This is a genomic window from Geobacillus proteiniphilus (assembly GCF_001908025.1).
Classification (GTDB): Bacteria; Bacillota; Bacilli; order Bacillales; family Anoxybacillaceae; genus Geobacillus; species Geobacillus proteiniphilus.
Genome location: NZ_MQMG01000005.1, coordinates 51244 through 72653 on the forward strand (window position 1 = coordinate 51244; position 21410 = coordinate 72653).

Here is a 21410-nt window from a genome sequence, read left to right on the forward strand (position 1 = left end):
AGTCTTTATTTTCATTATGACATACGTTTTGAATTGAACGCTCTCCCACCTACGTTAACGCTTAGAGGTAGGAGATTCTTGGGAACACCCGCCCTGCGGCAGGCTGTCAACCAAGCCATCCCCGTGCGTCCCGCGGTTGAGCTGTCTTACTCAGACAGCAAACGAAGCCCTTCCTGCAAAATAGTTCGGGCGGCGTTATGATCCCGGTCATGTTCGGCTCAGAAATTTGAGCACACCCATTCGCGGACATGTAGCGATTTCACCTCAACCTGCCGATGCCCGCAGCACGAGCACAATGAACTCGATGGAAACATGCTGTGGACGCGGACCAGCGTCCGTCCGTACCATTTCGCTTTATACTCGAGCATGTTGAGCAAGCGCCCCCACGTGGAATCGGAAATGCGTTTGGCCAGCTTGCGATTCTTCTGCCTATTCCGCACGCGCAAGTCCTCCACGCACACCACTTGGTTTTCGCGGATGAGGCGGGTGGGCCATTTGTGCAGGAAATCGTTCTCACATTTGGCCATGTTCTCGATTGATTCGGGTGTTTTTTGCTTTTGAAGCGGGGAGCGTTCGCCGTTCCATCGAAGAATCGGTCACACGCCTCGTCCAACGGCTGCAGCGCGTTTTGAAAGGCAGTGGAATCCGGCGCCTTCAGCCACGGAAGTGTCTGCTTCAACGCGATCAACCGCTTGGAACATTCGTTATAGCCAAGCCCCGACCCTGTCGTTTCATACGCCTGATTCCATTCGGACAAAAAGTGATTGTACACAAACCAGCAACACCCGATCGTTTGGTTGATGAGCTCCGCTTATGTTCGGGTGGGATGCAACCGAAAGCGATCGGCTTTGTGCATGACCTTCCCTCCTTCCTGACGGAACGTTTGTTCTATTTCTGTCTATTTTACACCTTTGATTCGTGGGAGGCAAGAGGGAAATCGATGGCGAATACCGATTCATCCCCCACTTCCGCTCACGCGTGGAAGCGGGAGCCGTTCATATTCACGAACCTGATTTACTCCACGCGTTCGTCCGGCGCAAATGCTCCCACGCTTTCACGATATGATCTCTGGAAAACAATCGTCTTTTCCGTTCATTCCAGCGGCCGATGGCATCGACAATCGCACCTACATCGTCCTTCCCATTCGGATTTTCTTTCACCACCCAATGCACGGTAGCCAGCAGCTCCAAGCCATACGGCGTCTCAAAGCCGCGAATGATAACACGAACCCGTTCCAAATGGTCCTTCGCCTCTTGATCGCCGTTCAGAAATGCCTCCGCCTCTTTGATCGCGTGAGGCAATACACGAATTTCCGCCCTCCCGCTGCGGTCGCCAACGCCGGTAAGGAAATGGCCGTTCATGCGAAGCAATACATGATTGACATTGTCGGCATACGGTCCATACGTCCCTTTCTCAAACCGCAGTCGCAGCGGTTCGCCGACTTCTTGAAGAAAATAAGCAAGCTTCTGCACTTCCAATAAGGACAGATGATACCCAGGAAGCGAGTAATCGTTCATCAACAGAAGGAGCAACGCCCGAGCTCTCGTCATTTTTGGCCGGTTCGTGCGAATTTTCATTTGTTCCGGACGAGGACTGCCCACCGGTTCATACAAATGCACGATGACTTCTTCTAGCGGGGCAAACGCCTCCTCAATTTTGGGCCGCACATCTTCCCAACGAAGGCCGCCATTGCCGCAACCAAGCGGAGGCAGAGCGATCGATCGGATTTGCAGCGTTTTCACCACATCGACTAAATCCGCAAGCCCAATCTCAATGTCCTTCATGCGCGAGCGGCTCTTCCAATGCCGCTTTGTCGGGAAATTGATAATATACTTCGGGTTCAACAACATCCCCGTCTCCACAACATGCATCTTTCCCGGCCGTACTTCTCCTCGGCGGCATGCCTTTTCGTAATCAGAAAACATCTCCGGATAAGCTTGCTTAAACTGCAACGCAATCCCTTTGCCCATGACACCGACACAGTTCACTGTATTCACCAGCGCCTCGGCTTCATCGTCCAAAAGGTTTCCCTTCTTTAGGATGATCATCGTCTTCACCCTTTCAAAAATACCAATCTGGCCGAATAACAACTGAACCTTTATAACCATACTGCAACACGATTTGCTTGACTTTCGACTCCCATTCGCTGCTTTTTACAGCAACCGCTACAAGGAGATGAATGGGAACAAACCCATATACCAAAAACTCCGCTTGCCTTCTCCTTTTGCGATCAGGATCATCTTCCGTGTCACGCCAATAGATCGATCGCATAATGTGCCAATCAATTTGATTCAAATCCTTTAAGTCATTATAAAAATCGGTCATAGCCATTATTGCATGTCCATTGGTAAACACATACTTTAATCCGCTTGAATGAATGATGTCCGTCCTCGACAAAAGATAGACGACCTCATCTTGCCCACCTGTATACCCTTCGACATGTCCTTTGTTTATAGCATATAACATCGGAGAACGGGGCGCAAAATAAAAGGGGACATAATCATGTAGTGTGCCATACGGAGGCAGCGGAACAAAGGTGGTCAACCGATGGCTTTGTATACTGGCATGAGCTATATTTATATAAGGTATGTTTTTCGTTTTGGCTAAGCTGTTTGCCAGCAATCCGCCATGCGCAAAAATGGAATGAAGATTGCGATAGTGGGTGATATGATACAGCCATTTTTTACTGATCATTTTTCTAAGAACACCTGGCCTTTATGACGGATATATTTTCAAAAGCTAAAGTTTTCTATACAACAGTGTAATACAATTTGAAACGCTAACGCTTTATGTCTCCGTCTGAAAAATAGCCATTGTTTCATCAGCCTATCCAAAGCCGAACGCCTTTGCTTTCAGGCCCATACTTCGGCCACCCCTACGTCATCCCAAATCTTGACGAATACGAAGTCACACGCTTGCCTCGAACAAATAAAAAGTTTGAAAAACTTTTTTGCGAACGGTATGTTCCTCTTTTTAGATTCACAACAAGGTACCTCACAGTAAATCACTTCTTTTAATTAATTATAGCACAATCACAAACATATGTTCTATAATATTTTTTGAAAATACCGAGGGAACAAAATCTCCCTCGGTATCACTCTGCATGTTAACGAAGCAACTGCAATACCCCTTGCGGCTGTTGGTTCGCTTGCGCCAACATCGCTTGCGCCGCTTGCGCCAAGATGTTGTTTTTCGTGAATTCCATCATTTCTTTGGCCATCGTGCCACCCACCCTTTCGGCGTGGGACAAGACTACATCTTCACCCTCAGCTTTACCTGTTAGGGGCCGGGCGCTTCGGATGAGCGAGGACGATGGAGATCCTCTTCACCCTACGGGCTTCATCGCCATAGCACAAGCCGTAGGCGGTATGCCCTAGTCGTTGAACCTTCTCCACCCTTTCGGGACAGGAGCTTGGCTGCTGATTGCCCAATCCTTTGGCTTTTTCCGCCGTCACGTCTGCCGTTTCCAGCTCCGTTGTGGCGCCAAAGGCTCTCAGGGCTTCCCAGCAATTCACCCGGTGATGATCCTAGCCGTTTCCAGCTAGGACGACTGTGCCTGTCGCCGTTTACGCGGCTAAGGCATAATCGACGTCGCGGATGCGGGATTCTGCAGCTGTTAAGTTTTCAGCAGATGTGCCTAAGTTATTGATCGTGTGTTCTAGGCGGTTTTGGAAAGCACCTAGTTTCGCACGCTCTGCTGATACTTTTTCAATTGCATTATTAATTTGAGTAATCGCTGCATTAGCCTTGCCGGCTGTTGTTACATCAATAGCTGCTAATGTTGTTCCATTTCTAACACCTAAATCCACAGCTTTCATACTATTAATACCAATTGACATCGTTTGACCGCTATTAGCCCCGATCTGAGTAGAAATAGCTTTAGAGGTATCTGTTTGGGCGGCCTCATATTTCGTAACACTGATAGTAATACTTTCTCCGACTCTCATGTTGAGCAAATCTTGGCTAAACGATATATTGTCTCCAAATCCAGTTAAGGTCTGTGTGTCTGATAAGGAAATCCCACCTAATCCTAACGGGTCGCTTATTTGAAAGTCAGTTGCGTCATTATTAGCATTTGTGGTTCTAGTAATCGTAATAGTCCCTGTTTTATTAAGTAAGGTAGCATCGCTAACATTAGCAGTAAGACCACTTATAGAACTATTATTTTGCAAAGTAACAGTTCCATTTACAGCAGCGCTTAATCCGACTTTACTTCCATCTAATAATTTTTGAGTGTTAAACTCCGTAGTATTTGCAATACGGTCGATCTCATCCACCAACTGATTAATTTCTTTTTGAATTTCATTTCTATCCGTAGCCGTATTAGTATCGTTAGCTGCCTGAACCGCCAACTCCCGCATCCGTTGAAGAATAGAATGCGTTTCATTTAACGCTCCTTCTGCTGTCTGGATGAGCGAGATTGAGTCCTGCGCATTACGGCTCGCTTGCTCCAACCCGCGAATTTGCCCTCGCATTTTTTCCGAGATGGCCAAGCCTGCCGCGTCATCGCCCGCACGGTTGATGCGCAGACCGGAAGACAGTTTTTCCATGTTTTTCGCTGCGGCGCTTTGACCGATCGTCAGTTGCCGATACGTATTCAACGCCGCGATGTTGTGGTTGATTCTCATGTTCTCTTCCTCCTTGAAATGATTTTTTCCACGTCCTTGTGGAACGGCGGGCTGGGGCGAAAGTCGGCCGCCTTTCGCCACAAGCCGCGCTCACTTTTTATATCGGCGCGTTTTTTGGAAGTTTAATAGGGAAATTTAAATTTTTTGTCGATGGGGACAAAAAAAGCGCCGCTTGGGCGCCTGATTCGTTTACGGGATGTTCCATTGTTTCAGTTTAGCGGTCAGTTCGGCGAGCGACGTTTCGGACGCTTGGGAGGCGGCGTTGTTTTCCGCTTGGATGGCAAGATACACTTCTTTGCGGTGGATATCGATGTGTTTTGGCGCGTTGATGCCGAGTTTCACTTGGTCGCCTTGGATGGCGAGGACGGTGATTTCGATGTCATCGCCGATTTGGATCGCTTCTTTGATTTTGCGCGTTAAGACAAGCATCGGGCCGCCTCCTTTACGTCGCCACTTTTTCCGGGAAGAGGCGATGTTTCGTTTTGTACGGTGTGTTCGTCAAAATGACTTGCTTGCCAAACCGCTTGCGGGCGTTGATGACAACGGGCGCCTGCAAGTTCGCCGTCGTCTCGTGAAACGGGTCGGCGACGGTGAGGATCACGTACACCGCGACGTCGCGTTCGCTTTCGATGTCAAGTTGTTCGACCGTCGCTTCATCCAGTTCAAATTCGTATGTTGGAAAGTACGAAAACGGTTCGATCAAGACAAACCCGAGCGCAGGGGTCTCGACCGACTGCAAGATGACAAACGGCGTGTCGGCGAGCGGAAGAAGGACGAACCGCTTCTCGTCCGCGAATCCGGGCAGGCCGTGGGGAAAGTGGACGATGTCTTGCTCGTTCACCGCCACCGTTCCGTGGTATTTCGTGTCGATGTTCATCCCTTGTTCCTCCTATTTTCGTCAAATGACGACGTCAATGTGAAGCGACGGGCGCTGGGCGAGATCGATTCGAACCGCTCCTCGCTTGTAGTGGATCATCGGTTCATGCACTCTCACGTCGATGCGCGGCTTTTGGATGTGCCAGTCAATGTCAAGCCGCCCAGGTTCGTAGCCGATCTTGACGCTAAACGGCGGCGGGACGAGGGCGATGTTGAACTCAAGCGGGGGGCCTTCACTGTTCGCCGCCGCTTGCTCGATGAGCGGATCGCCGCCGTTTTCGATGCGCATAAGCTCGTCGCCTTGAACGGCCGTGCGTTCCATATAATCAAGCGCGGCTTGCCGTCCGTCATCGGCAGCGTCTTCGAGCAATTGGAACACGTGCTTGTTGTTCACCGCCGCCCACGCCTGCGACTGGTTGATCGTCAAGCGCGCGGGAACGGAAGCGATGCGCATGTCGGCAGGCGGCTGTTCGATCGTCATCTCGGCGGGCGGTTGGGTGATCTCGAGCCGCACGGGTTCGGTCGAGATCGCCAGCTGAGCGTACATCGCTTCCATCCTTAGTTGCGGGATGCGCATGCCCTTCCTCCTTTCAAAGGCTGGTTCGCCTCGTGAGCGGGCGAAAAGAGAAACAGCGGCCACAAACGTTTTCAGTCGGAGAACCGTTGCTTGGAAGCTGCTGATTCGGCGAAAAAAGCTAGCTTAGCGCAAAAAGTCGACCAATGTCGGCTGGATGACGCGCGCGCCGACTGCCAAGGCGGCGCGGTGGACGCTTTCTTGCGTTTTTAAGTCGGTGATGACTTTTTCGAGATCGACGTCTTCGTTGTCCGACAACATTTTTTCCGCGATCACTTGTTGGCTGTCGATGCGGTCTTCCATCAGCTCGATCCGGTTCATGCGCGCCCCAAGTTCGGCGCGGACGCCGAGCAAATTCGTCATATGACTGTCGAGCTTGTCCAAATAGCCCGTGATCTCATCACCTGTCGTATTCGGGTTTTCCAAGGAAGCGGCTAAATTTTGCAAGTCCGCAAACAACCCGCTGCCCGCTCCAAACGCTGTGCTTGGCGGAATGTTGACCGGAATGTAAATGCCTTTCGCTAGCTCAATGTTCACCTGTTGGCTGTTGGCCGATACCGAAATCGTGCCGTCCGGATTGACGGTAACAGGCGGCTCGGTCGTTTTCGCGCCGTTAAAGATGTATTTGTCGCCGACTTTCGTATTGGCGATCGTGACCAAATGTTCGGTCAGCTGCCGCACTTCTTTGGCGATCGACTGGCGCTGCGTCTCTTCGTATGTATCGTTGCTTGCCTGCACGACGAGTTCGCGGATGCGTTGGAGCGCCTGCGTCGCCTTATCGAGCGCCGAATCGGAGTTTTCTACCCAGTTGTACGCTTCAGAGAAATTGCGTTTGAACTGCTCGACTTCAGCCAAATTGGCGCGATAGGCGATTCCTTTCATGGCGACGACGGGGTCGTCGGACGGGCGGGTGATTTTTTTCCCCGTCGACAGCTGGGTTTGATATTTGTCCAAATTGGCGTAGCTTCGGGTAATCTGCTTAAGCGTATTGTTCGCCAACATGCTTTGCGTAATGCGCATCACCGTTCACCTACCTTCCGACCACGCCCATGCCGTTGATGAGTTTATCGAGCATTTCGTCAATCACCGTGATTTGCCTTGCCGCGGCGTTATAGGCGTGCTGGTATTTGATCATGTTCATCATCTCTTCGTCAAGCGACACGGAGCTCACCGATTGGCGCTTCTCTTCAACCGACTGGCGCAATGTTTCACTGTTGCTTTTCATCCGGTTCGCCTGTTCGCCATCGACGCCAAGCTGGCCGATCCAGCCTTGGTAGTTCGTTTCGACCGTGCCCGATGAAAGCGGCAGGCTGAGCGATGCCAGATTGACCGAGACCCCGTCTTGCAGTGAAACGGTCGCATTGGACAGAAGCAGGCTGCGGACGTTGGCCAGGTTAATGGCGTTGTTGCCATTTCCCGTTTCCCCGCTTTTCGTCGCAGCGGCGATGTTCGCCAAATCACCGATATCCACGGCCAGTTGAATCGTTTTCGCCGCGCCGCTCACCGCGCCGATCCCAGCAAAAAACGGATGATTCGTGCTTCCGTTCAGGCCGTAGCCTTGTTGGTGTACGGCGTTAAATACCGTGCCGAACGTATAGGCGAGTTTGTCCAAGTTCGCCAGCATGTCTGGGTACAACCCTTTGACGATCGGCTGGCCGCTGGCGTCGGTTCCGGTTTGATAGCCGTATCCTTCGATCAATCCGCGCAATTTGCCGTTCGGAAGAGAGGAAAAGGAAACGGTTGTTCCGCCTATATCGAGCGCATTGACACCTGAAGCGGGAGGCATTTCCTTCACCCCATCGCCGTCGACGTCGCTGCCGTCGGGGAACGAAACCGATGAGGCGTTGCGGCCTTGTACGAGATACACTTTGTTATTCCCGTCCAGCACATAGACATCATACGTCCCTTCCGCCGCTGGAAGAGAGTTGCCCCCGACGGGACGTTTTTCGACTTGAATATCAACGAACTGTGACAGCTGGTCGATCAACCGATCCCGCTCATCATACAAGTCGTTGGGCAAATAGCCGTTCGGCTCGATTTCGGCAATTCGTTCGTTTAAGGCGCGGATTTGGTTCAAAAGGGAGTTGATTTCCGTCACCGCCACCCCGATTTGCGAGCCGATGTCCGTGCGGATTTGCGTGAGTGAATTGGATAAATAATGGAAAGTCTCAACGACGGCTAGCCCGCGCTGGCGGACGACGGAACGCGCGCCTTCGTTCTCCGGGTGGGTGCTCAAATCTTGAAGCGCCTGCCAAAACTGGTCCATCGTTTTCGCCAGTCCATTGTCGGATGGTTCGTTCATGATGTCTTCCATTTTCGCCGCTGCCTCGGCGCGCGCTTCCCAGTAGCCGAGCTTGCTGTTTTCGCCGCGGTATTGGACGTCCAAAAAGTATTCGCGCACCCGTTCGACCGACGACGTTTCCACCCCTGTCCCCATTTGCCCTGGGATGTTCGGGCGGTTGAGCCCAGGCGTCGGGAACGGCGGCGTCGGCCGCAATTGGACGCGCTGCCGTGTATACCCTTCCGTATTGGCGTTGGCAATGTTATGCCCTGTCGTATACAAGGCGGCCTGTTGCGCCATCATGCCGCGCCGGGCGGCTTCGAGTCCGTGAAATGTCGAGAGCATCGTTCTCCTCCTTACGCTTTCGATTCAAACAACGGGCGGTCGGGCAACGGTGCATATTCTTGCGTGCAGCTGTAAGTGGACGGCGTTGGGGTGAACGTCTCGATCATGGCGGTGACAAACTGGAGCGACTGCTCAATGAGCTGGCGGTTTAATTCATTCGCTTCCGCCACCGCGTTCACCGCCTGTTTCAGCCGCTCACGGCATTCACGCAGTTCCTCGCGCTCCTTGCCTTTCGCCATCGCCTCGCATTGGGCGACGGTCGCCGTTTCATCGCCGAGCACCTCTTTCAGCCAGCGCCGCCGCCGTTCTTCGAGTTGGCGGATGGCCAAAATATGCTTTTGTTCATCGGCAAGCAAGGCCGACAGCGCCTCGATGTCGTTTTTCTTCAACGCTTCCGTCTTCCGCCGCGAAAGCGCCAGCAAGCTTTCATGCAGCTCGATGTGCGTCCGCAAAAGATGGATGAGTGCCGCAAACGTCATCACGATCCGCTTCCTTTATCGATGGTTTCGGTAATAGTCGATCATCCGCTTGGCGACCGCCCGCGGGTCGACTTGGTATGCGCCGTTTTCGATTTGCCGCCGCAGCTCGTCCAGCTTCGCCTGCCGCGCCTGTTCCCAGCTTGACGCTTCTTGCAGCTCTTTTGCTTCTTTCGAAATTTCCACTTGATCGCTAGGCGCCTTCTCCGTCGCCAGCCGCTCCGTTTTGGCGAGCTGACGCTGGTACGGGTTGACGCCCATCGGTCCAATATGGTGGATTTTCATCACATTCACCTCGCTTGACCGGCGCTTGTTTGCATTTGGCTATTGTTTATATCGGAACGTTGACGGAAATGTTTAGCGTTCTTGATAGTCTTGGGTGTAATAAGTCGCATGGCGGGGACGAGCTTCTTTTTCCTTTTCCCCCTCCGCCCGGCGCAAGTCGGCTTGCAGCTGGCCTAAACATTTCGCGCACAGCCGCCCTTCACGGATCATCGCTCCGCACGAGTCGCAAGGATAGCCGAGATTCGGAAAATGGACGAGCTGCAGCCGCCCCGCGCGAATCCATTTGATGATCAACTTCTCCTCAACGCCTGTTGCATCAACAACTTGCGCCATCGTCGCCGTGCGGTTTTCCCGTTTGCGCAAAAAGGCGTAAACGCGTTCAAATTGCCGTTCTTCCTCTTGATAGCACGATTCACATACGTCGCGAACGGAGTGTTTGACAAACAACCGCCCGCACTTCGCGCAATTTGCTAGTTCTGCCACCGTCTTCCCCTCCCGATTGCCGACATCAAATCGCTTTGTTGATCAATCAGCTTCCTCAACCGCCACATGAAGGCCTTCTAGGCCGGCTGCGGCAAACAGAGCGTTTCAACACACCGATCCATTATGTATAAATATTGATGATCAGCCCTTGAATCTCGCCGACGAGCCGCAAAATCTCGAGCCCACGCTGCTCTTTTTGCAGCACTTCGTTCGTCAGTTCAACGAGCTTTTGATCGACTTCCTTCACGAGTTTATAAATGCGCGCCCGCCCGCCGCGGCTGAAGCCGCGCTGTTCTTCAAGTTGAAGGCCGTTTTTCACGGCGTCGTCCAAAAACGCCTTGACGAGCTGTTTATATTTGCGCAAATCCTCAACCGTCCGTGACTCGGCGAGCTTTTTCCCTTGCTCCTCGATTTGCCGGACTTGTTCGTTGATCCGCTCCCATACGACGTTGCGGCGCGTTTTCGCCATGACTTCGGTGAATGACACCGATTCCATCGGTGTTTCATCTTTGCGGCTCACGTTCACCAGCCCAGCGCGCGTGATTTTTTGCACTTCCATCGCCATCACCTCTCGTTACCTCCATTATCGCACAGCGATAGGAAAAGGGCGAGGCTTTTATGCCCCGCCCGATGCGGTCAGATTAGCTTTTCAACAGCTGCAAAATCCCTTGCGGCAGCTGATTCGATTGCGCGAGCATCGCCTGCGCCGCCTGCGTCAAAATGTTGTTTTTCGTAAATTCGGCCATCTCCATCGCCATATCCGTATCGCGGATGCGGGATTCGGACGATGTTAAGTTTTCTTCCGCCGTTTTCAAGTTATTGATCGTGTGTTCAAGACGATTCTGCACAGCCCCTAAACTCGATCGTTGTTCCGATACGCGGGCGATGGCATAATCACAAACTTTTACAGCCGCTGTCGCCTTTTCGTGCGTCGTTACATCAAGAGCATATTCCGTCACGTCGCCATTGTTGACGCCAGCAGTACTCGTATAATAGGCGGTGACGGTTTCCCCTAAATGGTTTGTGAATGAAACGGTTCCGCCAGCGCTGTTGCCGGAAAGTTTTAAAGCGAGCGCACGCATATCGTCAATGCCGACGCTTAACATTTGTCCTTCATTCGCGCCGATTTGAATTTTCAGCGACTGGTCGTTCGTTCCTCCTGTGATCGTAAAGGAAGCTTCGCCATTCGTCAGCGCCCCAATGTCCATCGTGAGGTCGCCATTATGGAAACGCAATGTCGTATTTGGGGCGATATTGTTCAACGTCTCGACCTCAACGCCGTTCGTGCTCAACGTTGCTTTTGTCGCGACCGTTGCCCCTACCGTAAACGTCCGTGTTCCCGCCGACAATGTGCCAGTCGTAAACGAAACGCCTGTGCCGCTGCCAAACGAATACGTGCCGTTATTGTCGACAATGAGCGTCGGTGCGCCAGAAACAGCAGTACCTGATGCATCGACGAGTGTCGCTGTATACGATGAAGTCGTGCCAACGTTAATCTGTACCGTTGTATCCCCTGTCGCATAGTCAGTGATATTGTCGGCTGTATCAACGAAAATGCCGCCGTTTAAGGTGAGATTGTCACCTGCATTAAACGTGGTGAAAGTTGTCCCATCAGTCGAGTATGAAAGCGTGCTCTGTACGCCAAACGTGGCCATTTGGTTGATGTTCGCGTTGGCGTATCCGTTATGGTTGATCGTGTAACTAATCCCATCCGAGCCATTAATGGTCACATTGCCAGCCATCCCATCCGTCGGAGTGATGGTAGCTGTTCCGATTTGCGTTCCATTTTTCTCCAAAGACAGCGCGACGTCGATATCAAATTCGTTGTATTTTCCGTTTTCGTTAGCTGCAGCTAGCGCTCCGTTAATACCGGAAATCGTCGTAAAGGAAACGCCGAGCTTGTTGCCGAATGAATCATAAAACTCATAGTTTTGTTGGTTATTGTCCAAGATGACCGCCTGAGATAAAGGATTCCCATTTTTATCTTGCAAAGTCACCGTAAACATTCCGGATCCCGTCGATGTTTCCGCATAGACAAGACGGAAATCTTCTCCTTTTAATGAAAATTTGCTAGAGTCAATATTGACATTAGTAATATATAGACCACTAGCCGTCCCGTTTTGCACACCAGAAGCTTGGGACTTTGTTCGTATCGTAAACGCATCCGATGGATTTAGGTCCGCAGAGGTGGAAAATTGCACTCCTATCAGACCCGTTCCGCCCGCTTGGAAATTGTTCGCATCATTCGTGCGACGAATGTATAAGCTCACCGTTCCATCGCTTAGCGGGGAATTCGGTGCAATAGACACTGCATCAATCTCTGGTGATAATGCTGGGTTATTTGTAATTACCTTTACGTCCTGTTGTTCAATTTTAACCCCATATGTACTGCCAACCGCCAAGTTCGACGTCGGGTCTAACGTAATTTGTTGCACCCCGCCGGCAACTGGGCCAGTGCTTTGCAGTGACTTCGTAGCAACGTCTTCGATTTTCACCTTGTAATCTCCGGCCACAATCGTGCTTTCCGGATCTAACTTTAGGCTCGTCCCATCGATCGTTGTGCTGCCTGCTGAAAAGCTGCCTGCAGCAATTTGCACACTTCTTGCTTGGCTGGAAACGGACTCATTGAGCAATTTTTTCGTGTTGTATTCGGTGGAGTTGGCAATTCGGTTAATTTCAGATGTTAACTGGTTAATTTCTTTTTGAATGGCTTCCCGATCTTCTGACGTATTCGTATCATTCGCCGCCTGCACGGCCAACTCGCGCATCCGTTGCAGGATGCTGTGGACTTCGTTTAACGCCCCTTCCGCCGTTTGGATCAACGAAATCGCATCGAGCGCGTTCCGTTCCGCCATTTGCAAGCCGCGGATTTGCGAACGCATTTTTTCCGAGATGGCAAGCCCCGCCGCGTCGTCAGCCGCCCGATTGATGCGCAAACCAGAGGAGAGGCGCTCCAAGTTTTTCGAAATGTTCGATTGGTTGGCCGCCAAGTTGCGGTAGGCGTTGAGCGCCTGAATATTATGGTTGATTCGCACAAACATCCGCTCCTTTGCTTATGATTTCTCGTATGCAATGAATTGCTCGTACGCTGCTGTTTTTTGCTTGAGCGCCGTTTGCGCGGGGGAGGCGCCGCTTTTCAGCGCCTCGTTCCACGCGGTGGCGATTGTGGTGGTTAATTGCAGCACTTCCCGAACGATCTTGACGTCTTTTTTCATATTCGCCTCGATGAGGCGCTCTGCCATATAGTTGTAGAGTGCATCCAACTGATGGGCGATAATGCCCGCGTCATAGCGCAATCCAACGCCGAGGCGGCGGAGGATGTCGTTTCCTTTTTGCAGCTGTTTGTTCGTTTTTAAATAGTCTTTTTGTTCAAGGGCCGTGATGGCCTCTTCCAAACATTCCATCAATCCTTCATATAACAATGCCGTCAGCTGTTGTGAGTTTTTTTGGTAAATCCATTCCTCAGTTAAAAAGTCCAACGCCGTGCACCCCCATTTGCCCTCTGCCTTTTATATCGGCGATGAGTCGACAATGTTTAATCATTTTTTTCAATTTCTTCAATCAAAATCAAAATTTCGGCAATGACCGCGTACAGCTGCGGCGGAATGCGGTCGCCAAGATCAAGCTGAAGCAAGTTTTGCACGAGCAATGGGTCCTCTTGAATAGGGACGTGATGCTGTTTCGCCAGTTCAATGATTTTCTGCGCCACATGCCCGCTTCCTTGCGCGACAACCATGGGCGACTGGCCCGAAGATTCGTCATAGCGAATGACGGCCGCCGTCGGGCCGTTCATTTGCCTCCGCTTTTTTTGGTTAAAATATTTGGCCATCATATCGTAAAATCGTACCCTCTTTCCGTAAACGGCGCAGATGAACGAGCCGATGGAGCTCGCTTTTCCTCTTCCTGCCGTTTCGTTTCATTCGTCAGTTTCGTCACGTTAACCGATGTGACGCGGTAGCCGATCTCTTCGAGCCGTTCTTTTGCCATATCGATGAACGGTGCGGCTTTCTCGGCAAAGTCATCGCGGTCGTTGCGAAGGGTGATGGACAAGCTTCGCTCATTGGCCTGAAGCAAAATGCCGAGATCCCCTAACTTTTTCGTTTCCAGCAAGAAATACAATCGGCAATTTTCCCAATCGATTCGCTCGCCATCTTGGCGGGCGTTGACATAGACGTTGACGTTCCGCACTTCGTTTCGCCATAGCAACGGCAAGGAGAAGAACAGGCTTTGCATGCCCGCCCCAGCGTCCCATCGGTTTAGCAGTTGCTGACCAGTCAGATTCGTTAACGCTTGTTCCGCTTGCCGGGCGATGGGCTCATTTCCACTTTGTGCAAGCTGCAGAAGCGTCGCCTTCATATTCTGCGGTGTTCCTTCCCCGTCAGCGCCTTTCTGCACGAGCGATTCAGCCGCCTCATAATCGTGCATGAAGCCAAATCGGCGGAGCGCTTCAAACAATTGACGCGCCGACGGTCCGTCAACGAACGGCTGCACCGCTTCGTTCATTTGCCGGAGAAATGCTTTTGACAAATCTGCCTGCGGTTCGCCCAATCCAGCTACAAAATGCTTCACTTTTGTTTCGGACGGTTTCAACACCATATTCGCCAGAACGTCTTTCACTTCATTCACAATCTTCCGCGCCCCGCGTTCATCCCCTTGGTGAAGCCGCTTTTTCGCTTCGGCCAGCTGGGAGCTTGCTTTCATCAGCTGCTTTTCTGTCGCCATGTCCGTAAACAGCAGGATGTCGCTTTTTAAAATGGCGTTGTCCAGTTGTTTCATCGCTGTTTCCAACAGTTGTTTGACTTGCAGGCGGGTACCTTGTCCGCCTTGTTCCGTCCATTGCAGCGCCGCTTCCAAATGGCGCATAATGTCGCGCTTCACCATTTGAAAATCACGGGCCGCCTGCGCCATTTTTTTCGTGACCGTTTGCACGAGAAAGTCCTTCGTTTGCAGCGGCAAACCCGCTTGCCATGGCCCGTCAAACAAAGCATCTATATGGGCGGTGCGGTCGTTTAAGGGGGAAGAGAGCGACGCTTCGATCTCGTTCAACGTTTTCAGCACTGTCTGCCTTGCGGCGAGCTCCCGCCCTTTTTCCTGCAGTTCCATAGCTTTAGCTAACGCATCGTCCCATGATTGTCTCCAGTGAGGTTGAGAGTGAAGCGCTTCTCTCATCTTCCCCTGAACCGCATCCAACGCTTTGTCCAATATTGGTTCGTGTTGGAAAAGTTTGATCGCCCGACGAATGGCTTCCTTCATCTGCTCAGCCCATTGTTCCAAATCTGCTGTGTCGCTTTGGACGTTTATCTGTGAAACGTGGCGTTGCAATCGGTCCTCAATGGCGCTGTCTATTTGCTCTAACGGTGAAGCCGCAGGAGTCTGTGCAGTTTGTTTCCCTGCCGCACTGTCCACCGTCTCTTGCGCGTTCGCCGCCTGCCTCGCGGAAACAGGAGCGGCGGGATGCATGGCACGGTCAACAGCTGCCGCTTGTTCAAGTTGGGCAAGCTGACGCACAAGATGGGTTTTCGCTAGGCCATGTTGGCCGATTTGCTGCAGCCAAGCCGTTTCTTTGAGCAACGCTTCCACCTTCTGACGTACAGCTGCCGGCAACTGGCTGTTTTCAGCCAGTTGGTCACGAACCCGCGTCAATACTTGGGATAAATCTAGCGTTCGCGCCGCCTCAGTTCGGATGTCTCGGATCTGCTTCGCCAGAACTCCGGAGTCATACGAAATTCGACGTTCAAGCTGATGTCCTGCCTCTGAAGCGCGAACCTCTTGTTCCATCTGTATCAACGCTTGATTCAACCGCACTCGGGCTTCGATTTTTAGCCCTTGTCGTTGCAGCTGAACCACCTCACGCAAGACACGGTCCAACCGTTCCGCTACATTTCCGTCGACGTCCACCGCTTCGACCACGTGCTGACGAACATAGTCCATCGCTTTCGACAAGTTCGGCTCGCGGGCGACTTGTTCGCTCACTTGGTGGATTCGGGCGGCTGTTGCACTGGCTGACGGCTTTTCCGTCTGAACGGTTTGCGCCGAATTGTGCCATGTGCTTCCCTTTTGAAGAAATTCCTTTGCTTTTTGTCCTTCGTCGCTTGAATGGATCACTTCTTTCAGCGATGCACTTATGTCCGTGAATTGTCTGTCGGCTTTGACAGCCATCTCATTGATTCCATCTGCTGTTCTTTTCCCTTGGCTCGATTCGCGGGTGAATGTGTCTGCTGCTAGCATCCGCATTCGCTCCGAATCATCAGCCATGTCTAGGGAGTGGTTGGGGGCTGTCTCGTTCTCCATACCTTGTGCTTCTTGTTTGCCTAACGCGAAGGCGGGATCTAGTTTCTTGACAATCTCCACCAACCGCTCGCCAAACGGTTGTCCATGCAATGCCTCGTGAACGGCCAAAAGGTGAGTGCTTGTTAGTTCCAGTTTTTTATTGATGACAGCGTGGACGGTGTCCAATTTTTGTTCTACCGTGCCTGGACCTTCGGCGAAAAATGTCTGCAATGTAGAGACGGCCTCTTTCGTGAGCGGTTGCCCTTGTTTGTGCAGCCAAGATTCCACTTGTTTCCATCCGGCGGGCAACGGACTGGAAACAACGGGGCGGGTTGCCCGATCGGCCGCTTCCGTTTCTTGAGGGCGGGAGACGAAGCGCGCTACGGGAAGCCCGTCTTGTTCACCGACAATCTTGATCGTTGCGCGTCCTTCCTTCGGCCATTCTCCTTCCGTTCGCACCCGCACGTCGGTCCCCTTGATAACGACGACCGCCTCGCCGTCTCGGCTTTCTTTGATGACGGCATCGTATGTTTCGCCTTTTTGCACCATCAGCGTTTGATTTGGCGCCGTTATCGGTTGTCTGGTAAAAACGTTGCGAATTTCCATCCCCGTTCACCTTCCGCTCCATTGGGTTGCTACTGTTTATATCGGCACGTAGGCTTCCAATGTTTACACTGTTACGCGCGAATGAGCGTCAACGCCCCCACCTCGGCCGCCCCCGCCTCAAGCAAGACGCGGGCGGCGTGGCGGACGGTGATGCCCGTCGTGTAAATGTCATCGATGAGAACGATTCGCTTCCCATTTATCGGCGGATGGCCGGAGAGAAAAAACGGGTTGTCGGTCTCCAGCCGCTCGCGGCGCGATTTTTTCGATTGTTTTTCGGAATGCTTGCGAGAAAGCCAAGGAAAACACGGAAACGGAAGCAGGCGGGCGAGCGCTTCCGCTTGGTTGAAGCCGCGCTCATACAGCCGTTCGGGGCTCAGCGGGATCGGGACGATGTGCCAATCGCGGCCGAAATGTCGGCGAAACGCTTGGGAAAACGGACGGCGGAATGCCTCGACGATGACATAGTCGCCGCGGAATTTCCATAAGGCGACGACTTCTTTCATCCAGTCGTTGTATATATACACGGATCGGTTTTTCACGAGCACCCTCCCCCACTGTTCATCTTCCTGCCACCGTAGGCAGTCGGCGCACAGCGATGGCTTGGCTTCCTCAAGCGGGCGGCCGCACATCTCGCAAAGGCGGCCGTCAATGAGTTTGAACAACCCGCGGCAGCGCGGGCAAAGGACGTCAAGGTCTTCGAGGAAAAGAAGCTGGCGCCAGCTCGCGATCGGGTTGTACGGAGAATGGCAAAGAAGGCAGTTCATGGGCGCAACAGCCCCCTTTTCTTCGCTTCTTCATTCATCCGGAGGATATGGCGGCGCGCCCGCACCATCTCGTTCGTTTTCCCGTGATGGAAAAAGCGGACATCGCCATCCGGAAATGCGGCGTGGCGGCCCACGCGGCCGGCGATTTGCACGAGAGCGCTTTCCGTGAAGATGCGGTCTTCGGCGCCGAGAACAGCGACATCGATGTTCGGCACCGTCACTCCCCGTTCAAGGATCGTCGTTGTGACGAGCAACGGCACGCGCCCATCGCGAAATTCCTGAACGTGCTCGGCTCTGTCTGGGGCTTCGGCATGAACGCCGACGATGCGGGGATCGACGCGCTGCAAGAGGCGAGTGACAGCTTCAAGCTCATCGATATGGGGAACGAACAAAAACGCTTGTTTTCCCTGCGCCAAACGATGGAGAACCCACGCAAGGACGTTTTCGGGCAAGCGGCCGCGCTCTAACCGTTTGCGCCAATTGCCGCACCATTCGAACACGGGGACGGGAAGCGGATGGCCGTGGTAGCGGGCGGGGATGACGGCGGCTTGCCGCTTGCCGCGCGCAATGTCAAGCTGCCAAGCGCGGGATGGAGTGGCGGTTAAATAAATGAGGCTCGACTGTTCTTTCCGCGCTTGACTGACGGCGTATTCGAGCATCGGCTCAGCAGAATATGGAAAGGCATCGACTTCATCCACGATCATGGCGTCAAAGACGCGGTAAGCCCGCAGCAACTGGTGGGTGGTTGAGAGGACCAAGGAAGCGATCCGCCCGCGCTCTTCGCTTCCGCCGTACCAAACAGCGAGCGGAACGCGCGGGAACGCTTGGCGAAAGCGGGGAGCAAGCTCGCGGACGACATCGGTCCGTGGCGTGGCGAGGCCAACGCGCCAGCCCTTCTCGAGCGCGGCGGCGATGGCGGGAAACAAAATCTCGGTTTTCCCTGCGCCGCATACGGCCCAAACGAGCAGTTCGCTTCGATCGAGCACGGCCTGTTTGACAGCCATAGCGGCATCCTCCTGAGCGGCGGACAGCGTCCCATCCCAAACAAGCGGCGCCTCGTGCCGCTCGGACGGAAGTGGCATCGTCACGTGCACAAGGTGAGTGCAGGAGCTGATGCGCCCCATCATCAAACATTTGCGGCAATAGCAGCAATCCGTCCCACAGCGGGCGCATGGAAACGATGCAAAAAGACGCGCGTCTTCATTCCCGCAGCGCATACAGCGCCAGCCGCTTGATGTTTTGATGAGGCCGGGATGTTCGTGAACCCAACTGGCTTGCACCGCGGCTTTGATTTCTTCATCAGAAAACGGCAGTTGTTCGCGTGGGAGGCGCTGGCCGTTCAACCATGAAACGAGGTGTGGAACACAAGATGGTCGTTGGATGCACAAGAAGCATCACTCCTTTTGAAAGTATGAAAAGCACGTTCCCTAGCTGGGAGGCAAAAAGAGCAGATGACGCGGCAAAAACGCCATGGAAAACACCCTCTCCCCAAGTTGAGAGGCTTGAAGCGCATAAAGGTACAGGAAGAGCGATCTGACGGCATTCTTTTTCTTAAAAAGTTAGAAAGGTGATAAAAAATGGACGCCATGCACAAAACGGCAGCATTCGATCAGAAAAGAAAGTGGAGATGAAAAGGCCTTTCCAAATGGAATAAGGATGTGGTTTGACCGTCTTTTTCACGACATATCGGCCTTCGAAAGAAATGAATGCGGCGAAACATGACGCCAGCAAAGATTCGCCAGGAGCCATGGAGGCGAGCGATCATGCGTTTCGACAACATTCCCAGGGAAATAACGACAAATTTTTCAGGAAAGGAAAACGGTTCGACAAGTTCGGCCAGCCCCACATCTCCGGTCCGTTTCATAAAGCGGAGAGAGGAGAAGAAGACGATGCAGCTGACGAATTTGACATTCCACACACCTAAAGGAATGGGCTTTCTCGCTCTTATGTTTGTCACGGATGAATTCGTCAGCTGCGGGCAGTTATGGAGAATACAGCCGAAGGAGAATGGCAAGTGCATCGAAGTTGGATGAGGAAATCGGGAAAAATCTTATATGAATAGCATCCACATGGCCAAAAACTCATTCGGATCATTTCGTCCCATGAACGCCAAACGGGAAGACTGAAACATCTTGATCGACCATACAGCGGAAACGAGAATCCGCCGCCGCGCAAGGCGGAGCGGACCGCTCCTCCTTGCGCTCGGCTTACAGAAAAAGCCGTCTGAAAGCCCACGGTTTCAATCGTGGGATGAAAGACGGCGTTGCTCGGTAATCCCTTAATAGGATTACTTAGAGCAACCATTTTTATCTTTAAGTGTTGCAGTATAACCATTAAACTGATACAATTAATAATATGGAACAAGAATATCGAAGAACGAAAACAACTGTATCTTTGATTAACTATCATTTTGTTTTCTGTCCGCGTTATCGAAGAAAGGTGTTAGTAGGCAGAGTGGAAGAGCGATTCAAGCAGTTAGTAGAAGAAATTTGCCAAGAGAATGATTGGGTCATCCTTGCTATGGAAGTGATGCCTGATCATTGCCATTTGTTCTTGAATTGCCTCCCTTCTGATTCTCCATCAGATATTATGGCAAGAGTGAAAGGAGTGACTTCCAGACGATTAAGACAGGAATTTAAACACTTGTCTCATTTGCCTAGTCTTTGGACACGCTCTTTCTTCGTTAGTACAGCAGAGAATGTATCAAGTGAAACAATAAAACGCTATGTGGAATCTCAAAAGAAAAGGGGGTGAATCCATGCCCACGATCACACTAAGGCTGGAGCTGCACAACCCAACGAAAGTCAAACAAGACATGTATGAACGGATGACAGAAGTGAATACATCGTTTGCGAATTGGCTGTTGAATCATCCCGAGCTGAATCAAGCGACGAGCAAAATTTTTAAAGAGTTTTCGTCGCAGCGGTTTCCTTCTGCCGTCGTGAATCAGACGATTCGAGAAGTGAAGTCTCAAAAGAAAAACCAGAAAACAAAGAAGTTCCGAACATTATGGTGTTGCTTTAACAACCAAAACGTAAAGGTGGAAAAGAAAGGAGAGTTCTACACGGTTTCATTCCCCACACTGGAGAAACGAATTGGCGTGCCTGTCGTCACGCGTTCCTATCAAGAAGCGTGGCTGAATCGGCTTATCAATGGAACCGCCAAACAAGGGGCAGCCAAGCTCTACAAAAAGAGAAAGAAATGGTACTTGGCTATCACCATCACCTTTGAAATGGAGCCGCGACACGAAACAAAGGTGATGGGGGTTGACCTTGGGCTTCGCTATATCGCCGTTGCCAGCGTAGGAACGAAATCGTTGTTTTTCAAAGGGAGCCAATGCGCCTTTGTACGCCGACGATATGCGGCTTTGCGGCGAACGTTGGGCAAAGCCAAGAAGCTCCATATGATTCGCAAAATCGGCCGTAAAGAGTCCCGCTGGATGAAGGATAGGAACCATAAAATCAGCCGTCAAATCGTCCGTTTTGCCCTCGCCAACGGTGTTGGCGTGATTCGAATGGAAGAGTTGACGGGGATTCGAAAGCGGGCAACATCGGCCAAAGAAGCAGGACGAAGCCTTCATTCTTGGGCATTTCACCAACTACAAACGATGATTGCCTATAAAGCCGAAATGGCAGGCATTCGGGTGGAGTGGGTGAATCCAACTTATACGAGCCAAACGTGTAAATGCGGACATCGGGAAAAGGAAAATCGCAATGGCATCCACTTTCAGTGTAAAAAATGCGGATACACCCTCCACGCCGACTTAAATGGCGCAATCAACATCGCCAAAGCGATTTCGGGCTTTGCCGCCTAACCTAGCGC

General features: G+C 52.1%; 22 protein-coding genes and 1 pseudogene. 3 read left to right on the forward strand and 20 right to left on the reverse strand.

Annotation, left to right across the window (positions count from 1 at the left end):
* Positions 1–146: 146 nt before the first annotated feature.
* From BRO54_RS19115 to BRO54_RS03285, 20 genes and pseudogenes are all read right to left on the reverse strand, one after another.
* Positions 147–802: pseudogene (locus BRO54_RS19115) on the reverse strand (RNA-guided endonuclease TnpB family protein).
* A 199-nt stretch (positions 803–1001) separates the two neighbouring features.
* A complete protein-coding gene (gene darG / locus BRO54_RS03190) occupies positions 1002–2108 on the reverse strand; it encodes a type II toxin-antitoxin system antitoxin DNA ADP-ribosyl glycohydrolase DarG (protein WP_420809663.1) in 1107 nt (368 codons plus the stop codon).
* Positions 2062–2694, reverse strand: coding sequence for a type II toxin-antitoxin system toxin DNA ADP-ribosyl transferase DarT (gene darT, locus BRO54_RS03195; RefSeq protein WP_074043107.1), 633 nt, complete (start codon positions 2692–2694; stop codon positions 2062–2064). The genes darG and darT overlap by 47 nt, the downstream gene beginning before the upstream one ends.
* 412 nt (positions 2695–3106) lie before the next feature.
* Positions 3107–3220: a flagellin gene (locus tag BRO54_RS20380; RefSeq protein ID WP_074043108.1), complete on the reverse strand. Its 114-nt coding sequence runs from the start codon at positions 3218–3220 to the stop codon at positions 3107–3109.
* A 346-nt stretch (positions 3221–3566) separates the two neighbouring features.
* Positions 3567–4628 carry a flagellin N-terminal helical domain-containing protein gene (locus tag BRO54_RS03210; protein WP_074043110.1) on the reverse strand — a complete coding sequence of 354 codons (1062 nt, stop codon included), beginning with the start codon at positions 4626–4628 and terminating at the stop codon, positions 3567–3569.
* 189 nt (positions 4629–4817) lie between these two features.
* Positions 4818–5057 carry a carbon storage regulator CsrA gene (gene csrA, locus BRO54_RS03215; protein WP_062898962.1) on the reverse strand — a complete coding sequence of 80 codons (240 nt, stop codon included), beginning with the start codon at positions 5055–5057 and terminating at the stop codon, positions 4818–4820.
* 13 nt (positions 5058–5070) lie between these two features.
* Complete coding sequence (fliW, locus tag BRO54_RS03220) at positions 5071–5505, reverse strand: flagellar assembly protein FliW (protein WP_074043111.1); 435 nt, start codon at positions 5503–5505, stop codon at positions 5071–5073.
* A 21-nt stretch (positions 5506–5526) separates the two neighbouring features.
* Positions 5527–6081 (reverse strand): DUF6470 family protein, encoded by a 555-nt coding sequence (locus tag BRO54_RS03225; RefSeq protein WP_074043112.1) that lies wholly within the window; start codon positions 6079–6081, stop codon positions 5527–5529.
* A 123-nt stretch (positions 6082–6204) separates the two neighbouring features.
* Positions 6205–7098 (reverse strand): flagellar hook-associated protein FlgL, encoded by an 894-nt coding sequence (gene flgL / locus BRO54_RS03230; RefSeq protein ID WP_074043113.1) that lies wholly within the window; start codon positions 7096–7098, stop codon positions 6205–6207.
* 10 nt (positions 7099–7108) lie between these two features.
* On the reverse strand, positions 7109–8704 hold the full coding sequence (gene flgK, locus BRO54_RS03235) for a flagellar hook-associated protein FlgK (RefSeq protein ID WP_074043114.1): 1596 nt from the start codon (positions 8702–8704) through the stop codon (positions 7109–7111).
* 11 nt (positions 8705–8715) lie between these two features.
* The gene (locus BRO54_RS03240; protein WP_074043115.1) at positions 8716–9183 is read right to left on the reverse strand and encodes a flagellar protein FlgN; all 468 of its coding nucleotides are present in this window, start codon (positions 9181–9183) and stop codon (positions 8716–8718) included.
* A gap of 15 nt (positions 9184–9198) precedes the next feature.
* A complete protein-coding gene (gene flgM, locus BRO54_RS03245; protein WP_074043116.1) occupies positions 9199–9465 on the reverse strand; it encodes a flagellar biosynthesis anti-sigma factor FlgM in 267 nt (88 codons plus the stop codon).
* Positions 9466–9537: 72 nt separating this feature from the next.
* Entirely contained in the window at positions 9538–9948 is a 411-nt protein-coding gene (locus BRO54_RS03250) for a TIGR03826 family flagellar region protein (RefSeq protein WP_074043117.1), read from the reverse strand.
* A 121-nt stretch (positions 9949–10069) separates the two neighbouring features.
* Entirely contained in the window at positions 10070–10507 is a 438-nt protein-coding gene (locus BRO54_RS03255; protein WP_074043148.1) for a YaaR family protein, read from the reverse strand.
* 82 nt (positions 10508–10589) lie between these two features.
* A complete protein-coding gene (locus tag BRO54_RS03260; protein ID WP_074043149.1) occupies positions 10590–12983 on the reverse strand; it encodes a flagellin N-terminal helical domain-containing protein in 2394 nt (797 codons plus the stop codon).
* Between the two features lie 18 nt (positions 12984–13001).
* A complete protein-coding gene (gene fliS / locus BRO54_RS03265; protein WP_074043118.1) occupies positions 13002–13427 on the reverse strand; it encodes a flagellar export chaperone FliS in 426 nt (141 codons plus the stop codon).
* Positions 13428–13483: 56 nt separating this feature from the next.
* A complete protein-coding gene (locus tag BRO54_RS03270; protein ID WP_011232614.1) occupies positions 13484–13780 on the reverse strand; it encodes an EscU/YscU/HrcU family type III secretion system export apparatus switch protein in 297 nt (98 codons plus the stop codon).
* The gene (locus BRO54_RS20385; RefSeq protein ID WP_074043119.1) at positions 13777–16824 is read right to left on the reverse strand and encodes a coiled-coil domain-containing protein; all 3048 of its coding nucleotides are present in this window, start codon (positions 16822–16824) and stop codon (positions 13777–13779) included. The genes BRO54_RS03270 and BRO54_RS20385 overlap by 4 nt, the downstream gene beginning before the upstream one ends.
* Positions 16825–16895: 71 nt before the next feature.
* Positions 16896–17588, reverse strand: a complete 693-nt coding sequence (locus BRO54_RS03280; RefSeq protein WP_074043120.1) for a ComF family protein — start codon at positions 17586–17588, stop codon at positions 16896–16898.
* Positions 17585–18976, reverse strand: a complete 1392-nt coding sequence (locus tag BRO54_RS03285) for an ATP-dependent helicase ComFA (RefSeq protein WP_074043121.1) — start codon at positions 18974–18976, stop codon at positions 17585–17587. The genes BRO54_RS03280 and BRO54_RS03285 overlap by 4 nt, the downstream gene beginning before the upstream one ends.
* A gap of 501 nt (positions 18977–19477) precedes the next feature.
* On the opposite strand from BRO54_RS03285, the gene BRO54_RS20390 reads away from it, so the two are divergent.
* The 3 genes from BRO54_RS20390 (at position 19478) to BRO54_RS03300 (ending at position 21402) form a co-directional block, all read left to right on the forward strand.
* Entirely contained in the window at positions 19478–19621 is a 144-nt protein-coding gene (locus BRO54_RS20390; RefSeq protein ID WP_239691193.1) for a hypothetical protein, read from the forward strand.
* A gap of 322 nt (positions 19622–19943) precedes the next feature.
* Positions 19944–20342 (forward strand): IS200/IS605 family transposase, encoded by a 399-nt coding sequence (gene tnpA, locus BRO54_RS03295; protein WP_074043122.1) that lies wholly within the window; start codon positions 19944–19946, stop codon positions 20340–20342.
* Between the two features lie 4 nt (positions 20343–20346).
* Entirely contained in the window at positions 20347–21402 is a 1056-nt protein-coding gene (locus tag BRO54_RS03300; RefSeq protein WP_074043123.1) for an RNA-guided endonuclease TnpB family protein, read from the forward strand.
* Positions 21403–21410: the final 8 nt, after the last annotated feature.

Coding starts and splice junctions, on each gene's coding strand:
- darG (WP_420809663.1), bottom strand. CDS start 2,108: ATGGTTATAAAGGTTCAGTTGTTATTCGGCCAGATTGGTATTTTTGAA.
- BRO54_RS03300 (WP_074043123.1), top strand. CDS start 20,347: ATGCCCACGATCACACTAAGGCTGGAGCTGCACAACCCAACGAAAGTC.
- flgM (WP_074043116.1), bottom strand. CDS start 9,465: ATGAAAATCCACCATATTGGACCGATGGGCGTCAACCCGTACCAGCGT.
- BRO54_RS03280 (WP_074043120.1), bottom strand. CDS start 17,588: ATGAACTGCCTTCTTTGCCATTCTCCGTACAACCCGATCGCGAGCTGG.
- fliW (WP_074043111.1), bottom strand. CDS start 5,505: ATGAACATCGACACGAAATACCACGGAACGGTGGCGGTGAACGAGCAA.
- BRO54_RS03240 (WP_074043115.1), bottom strand. CDS start 9,183: ATGACGTTTGCGGCACTCATCCATCTTTTGCGGACGCACATCGAGCTG.
- tnpA (WP_074043122.1), top strand. CDS start 19,944: ATGGAACAAGAATATCGAAGAACGAAAACAACTGTATCTTTGATTAAC.
- BRO54_RS20380 (WP_074043108.1), bottom strand. CDS start 3,220: ATGGCCAAAGAAATGATGGAATTCACGAAAAACAACATCTTGGCGCAA.
- flgK (WP_074043114.1), bottom strand. CDS start 8,704: ATGCTCTCGACATTTCACGGACTCGAAGCCGCCCGGCGCGGCATGATG.
- BRO54_RS20385 (WP_074043119.1), bottom strand. CDS start 16,824: ATGGAAATTCGCAACGTTTTTACCAGACAACCGATAACGGCGCCAAAT.
- csrA (WP_062898962.1), bottom strand. CDS start 5,057: ATGCTTGTCTTAACGCGCAAAATCAAAGAAGCGATCCAAATCGGCGAT.
- BRO54_RS03210 (WP_074043110.1), bottom strand. CDS start 4,628: ATGAGAATCAACCACAACATCGCGGCGTTGAATACGTATCGGCAACTG.
- BRO54_RS03255 (WP_074043148.1), bottom strand. CDS start 10,507: ATGGAAGTGCAAAAAATCACGCGCGCTGGGCTGGTGAACGTGAGCCGC.
- darT (WP_074043107.1), bottom strand. CDS start 2,694: ATGATCAGTAAAAAATGGCTGTATCATATCACCCACTATCGCAATCTT.
- BRO54_RS03270 (WP_011232614.1), bottom strand. CDS start 13,780: ATGATGGCCAAATATTTTAACCAAAAAAAGCGGAGGCAAATGAACGGC.
- BRO54_RS03225 (WP_074043112.1), bottom strand. CDS start 6,081: ATGCGCATCCCGCAACTAAGGATGGAAGCGATGTACGCTCAGCTGGCG.
- BRO54_RS20390 (WP_239691193.1), top strand. CDS start 19,478: ATGCAGCTGACGAATTTGACATTCCACACACCTAAAGGAATGGGCTTT.
- flgL (WP_074043113.1), bottom strand. CDS start 7,098: ATGCGCATTACGCAAAGCATGTTGGCGAACAATACGCTTAAGCAGATT.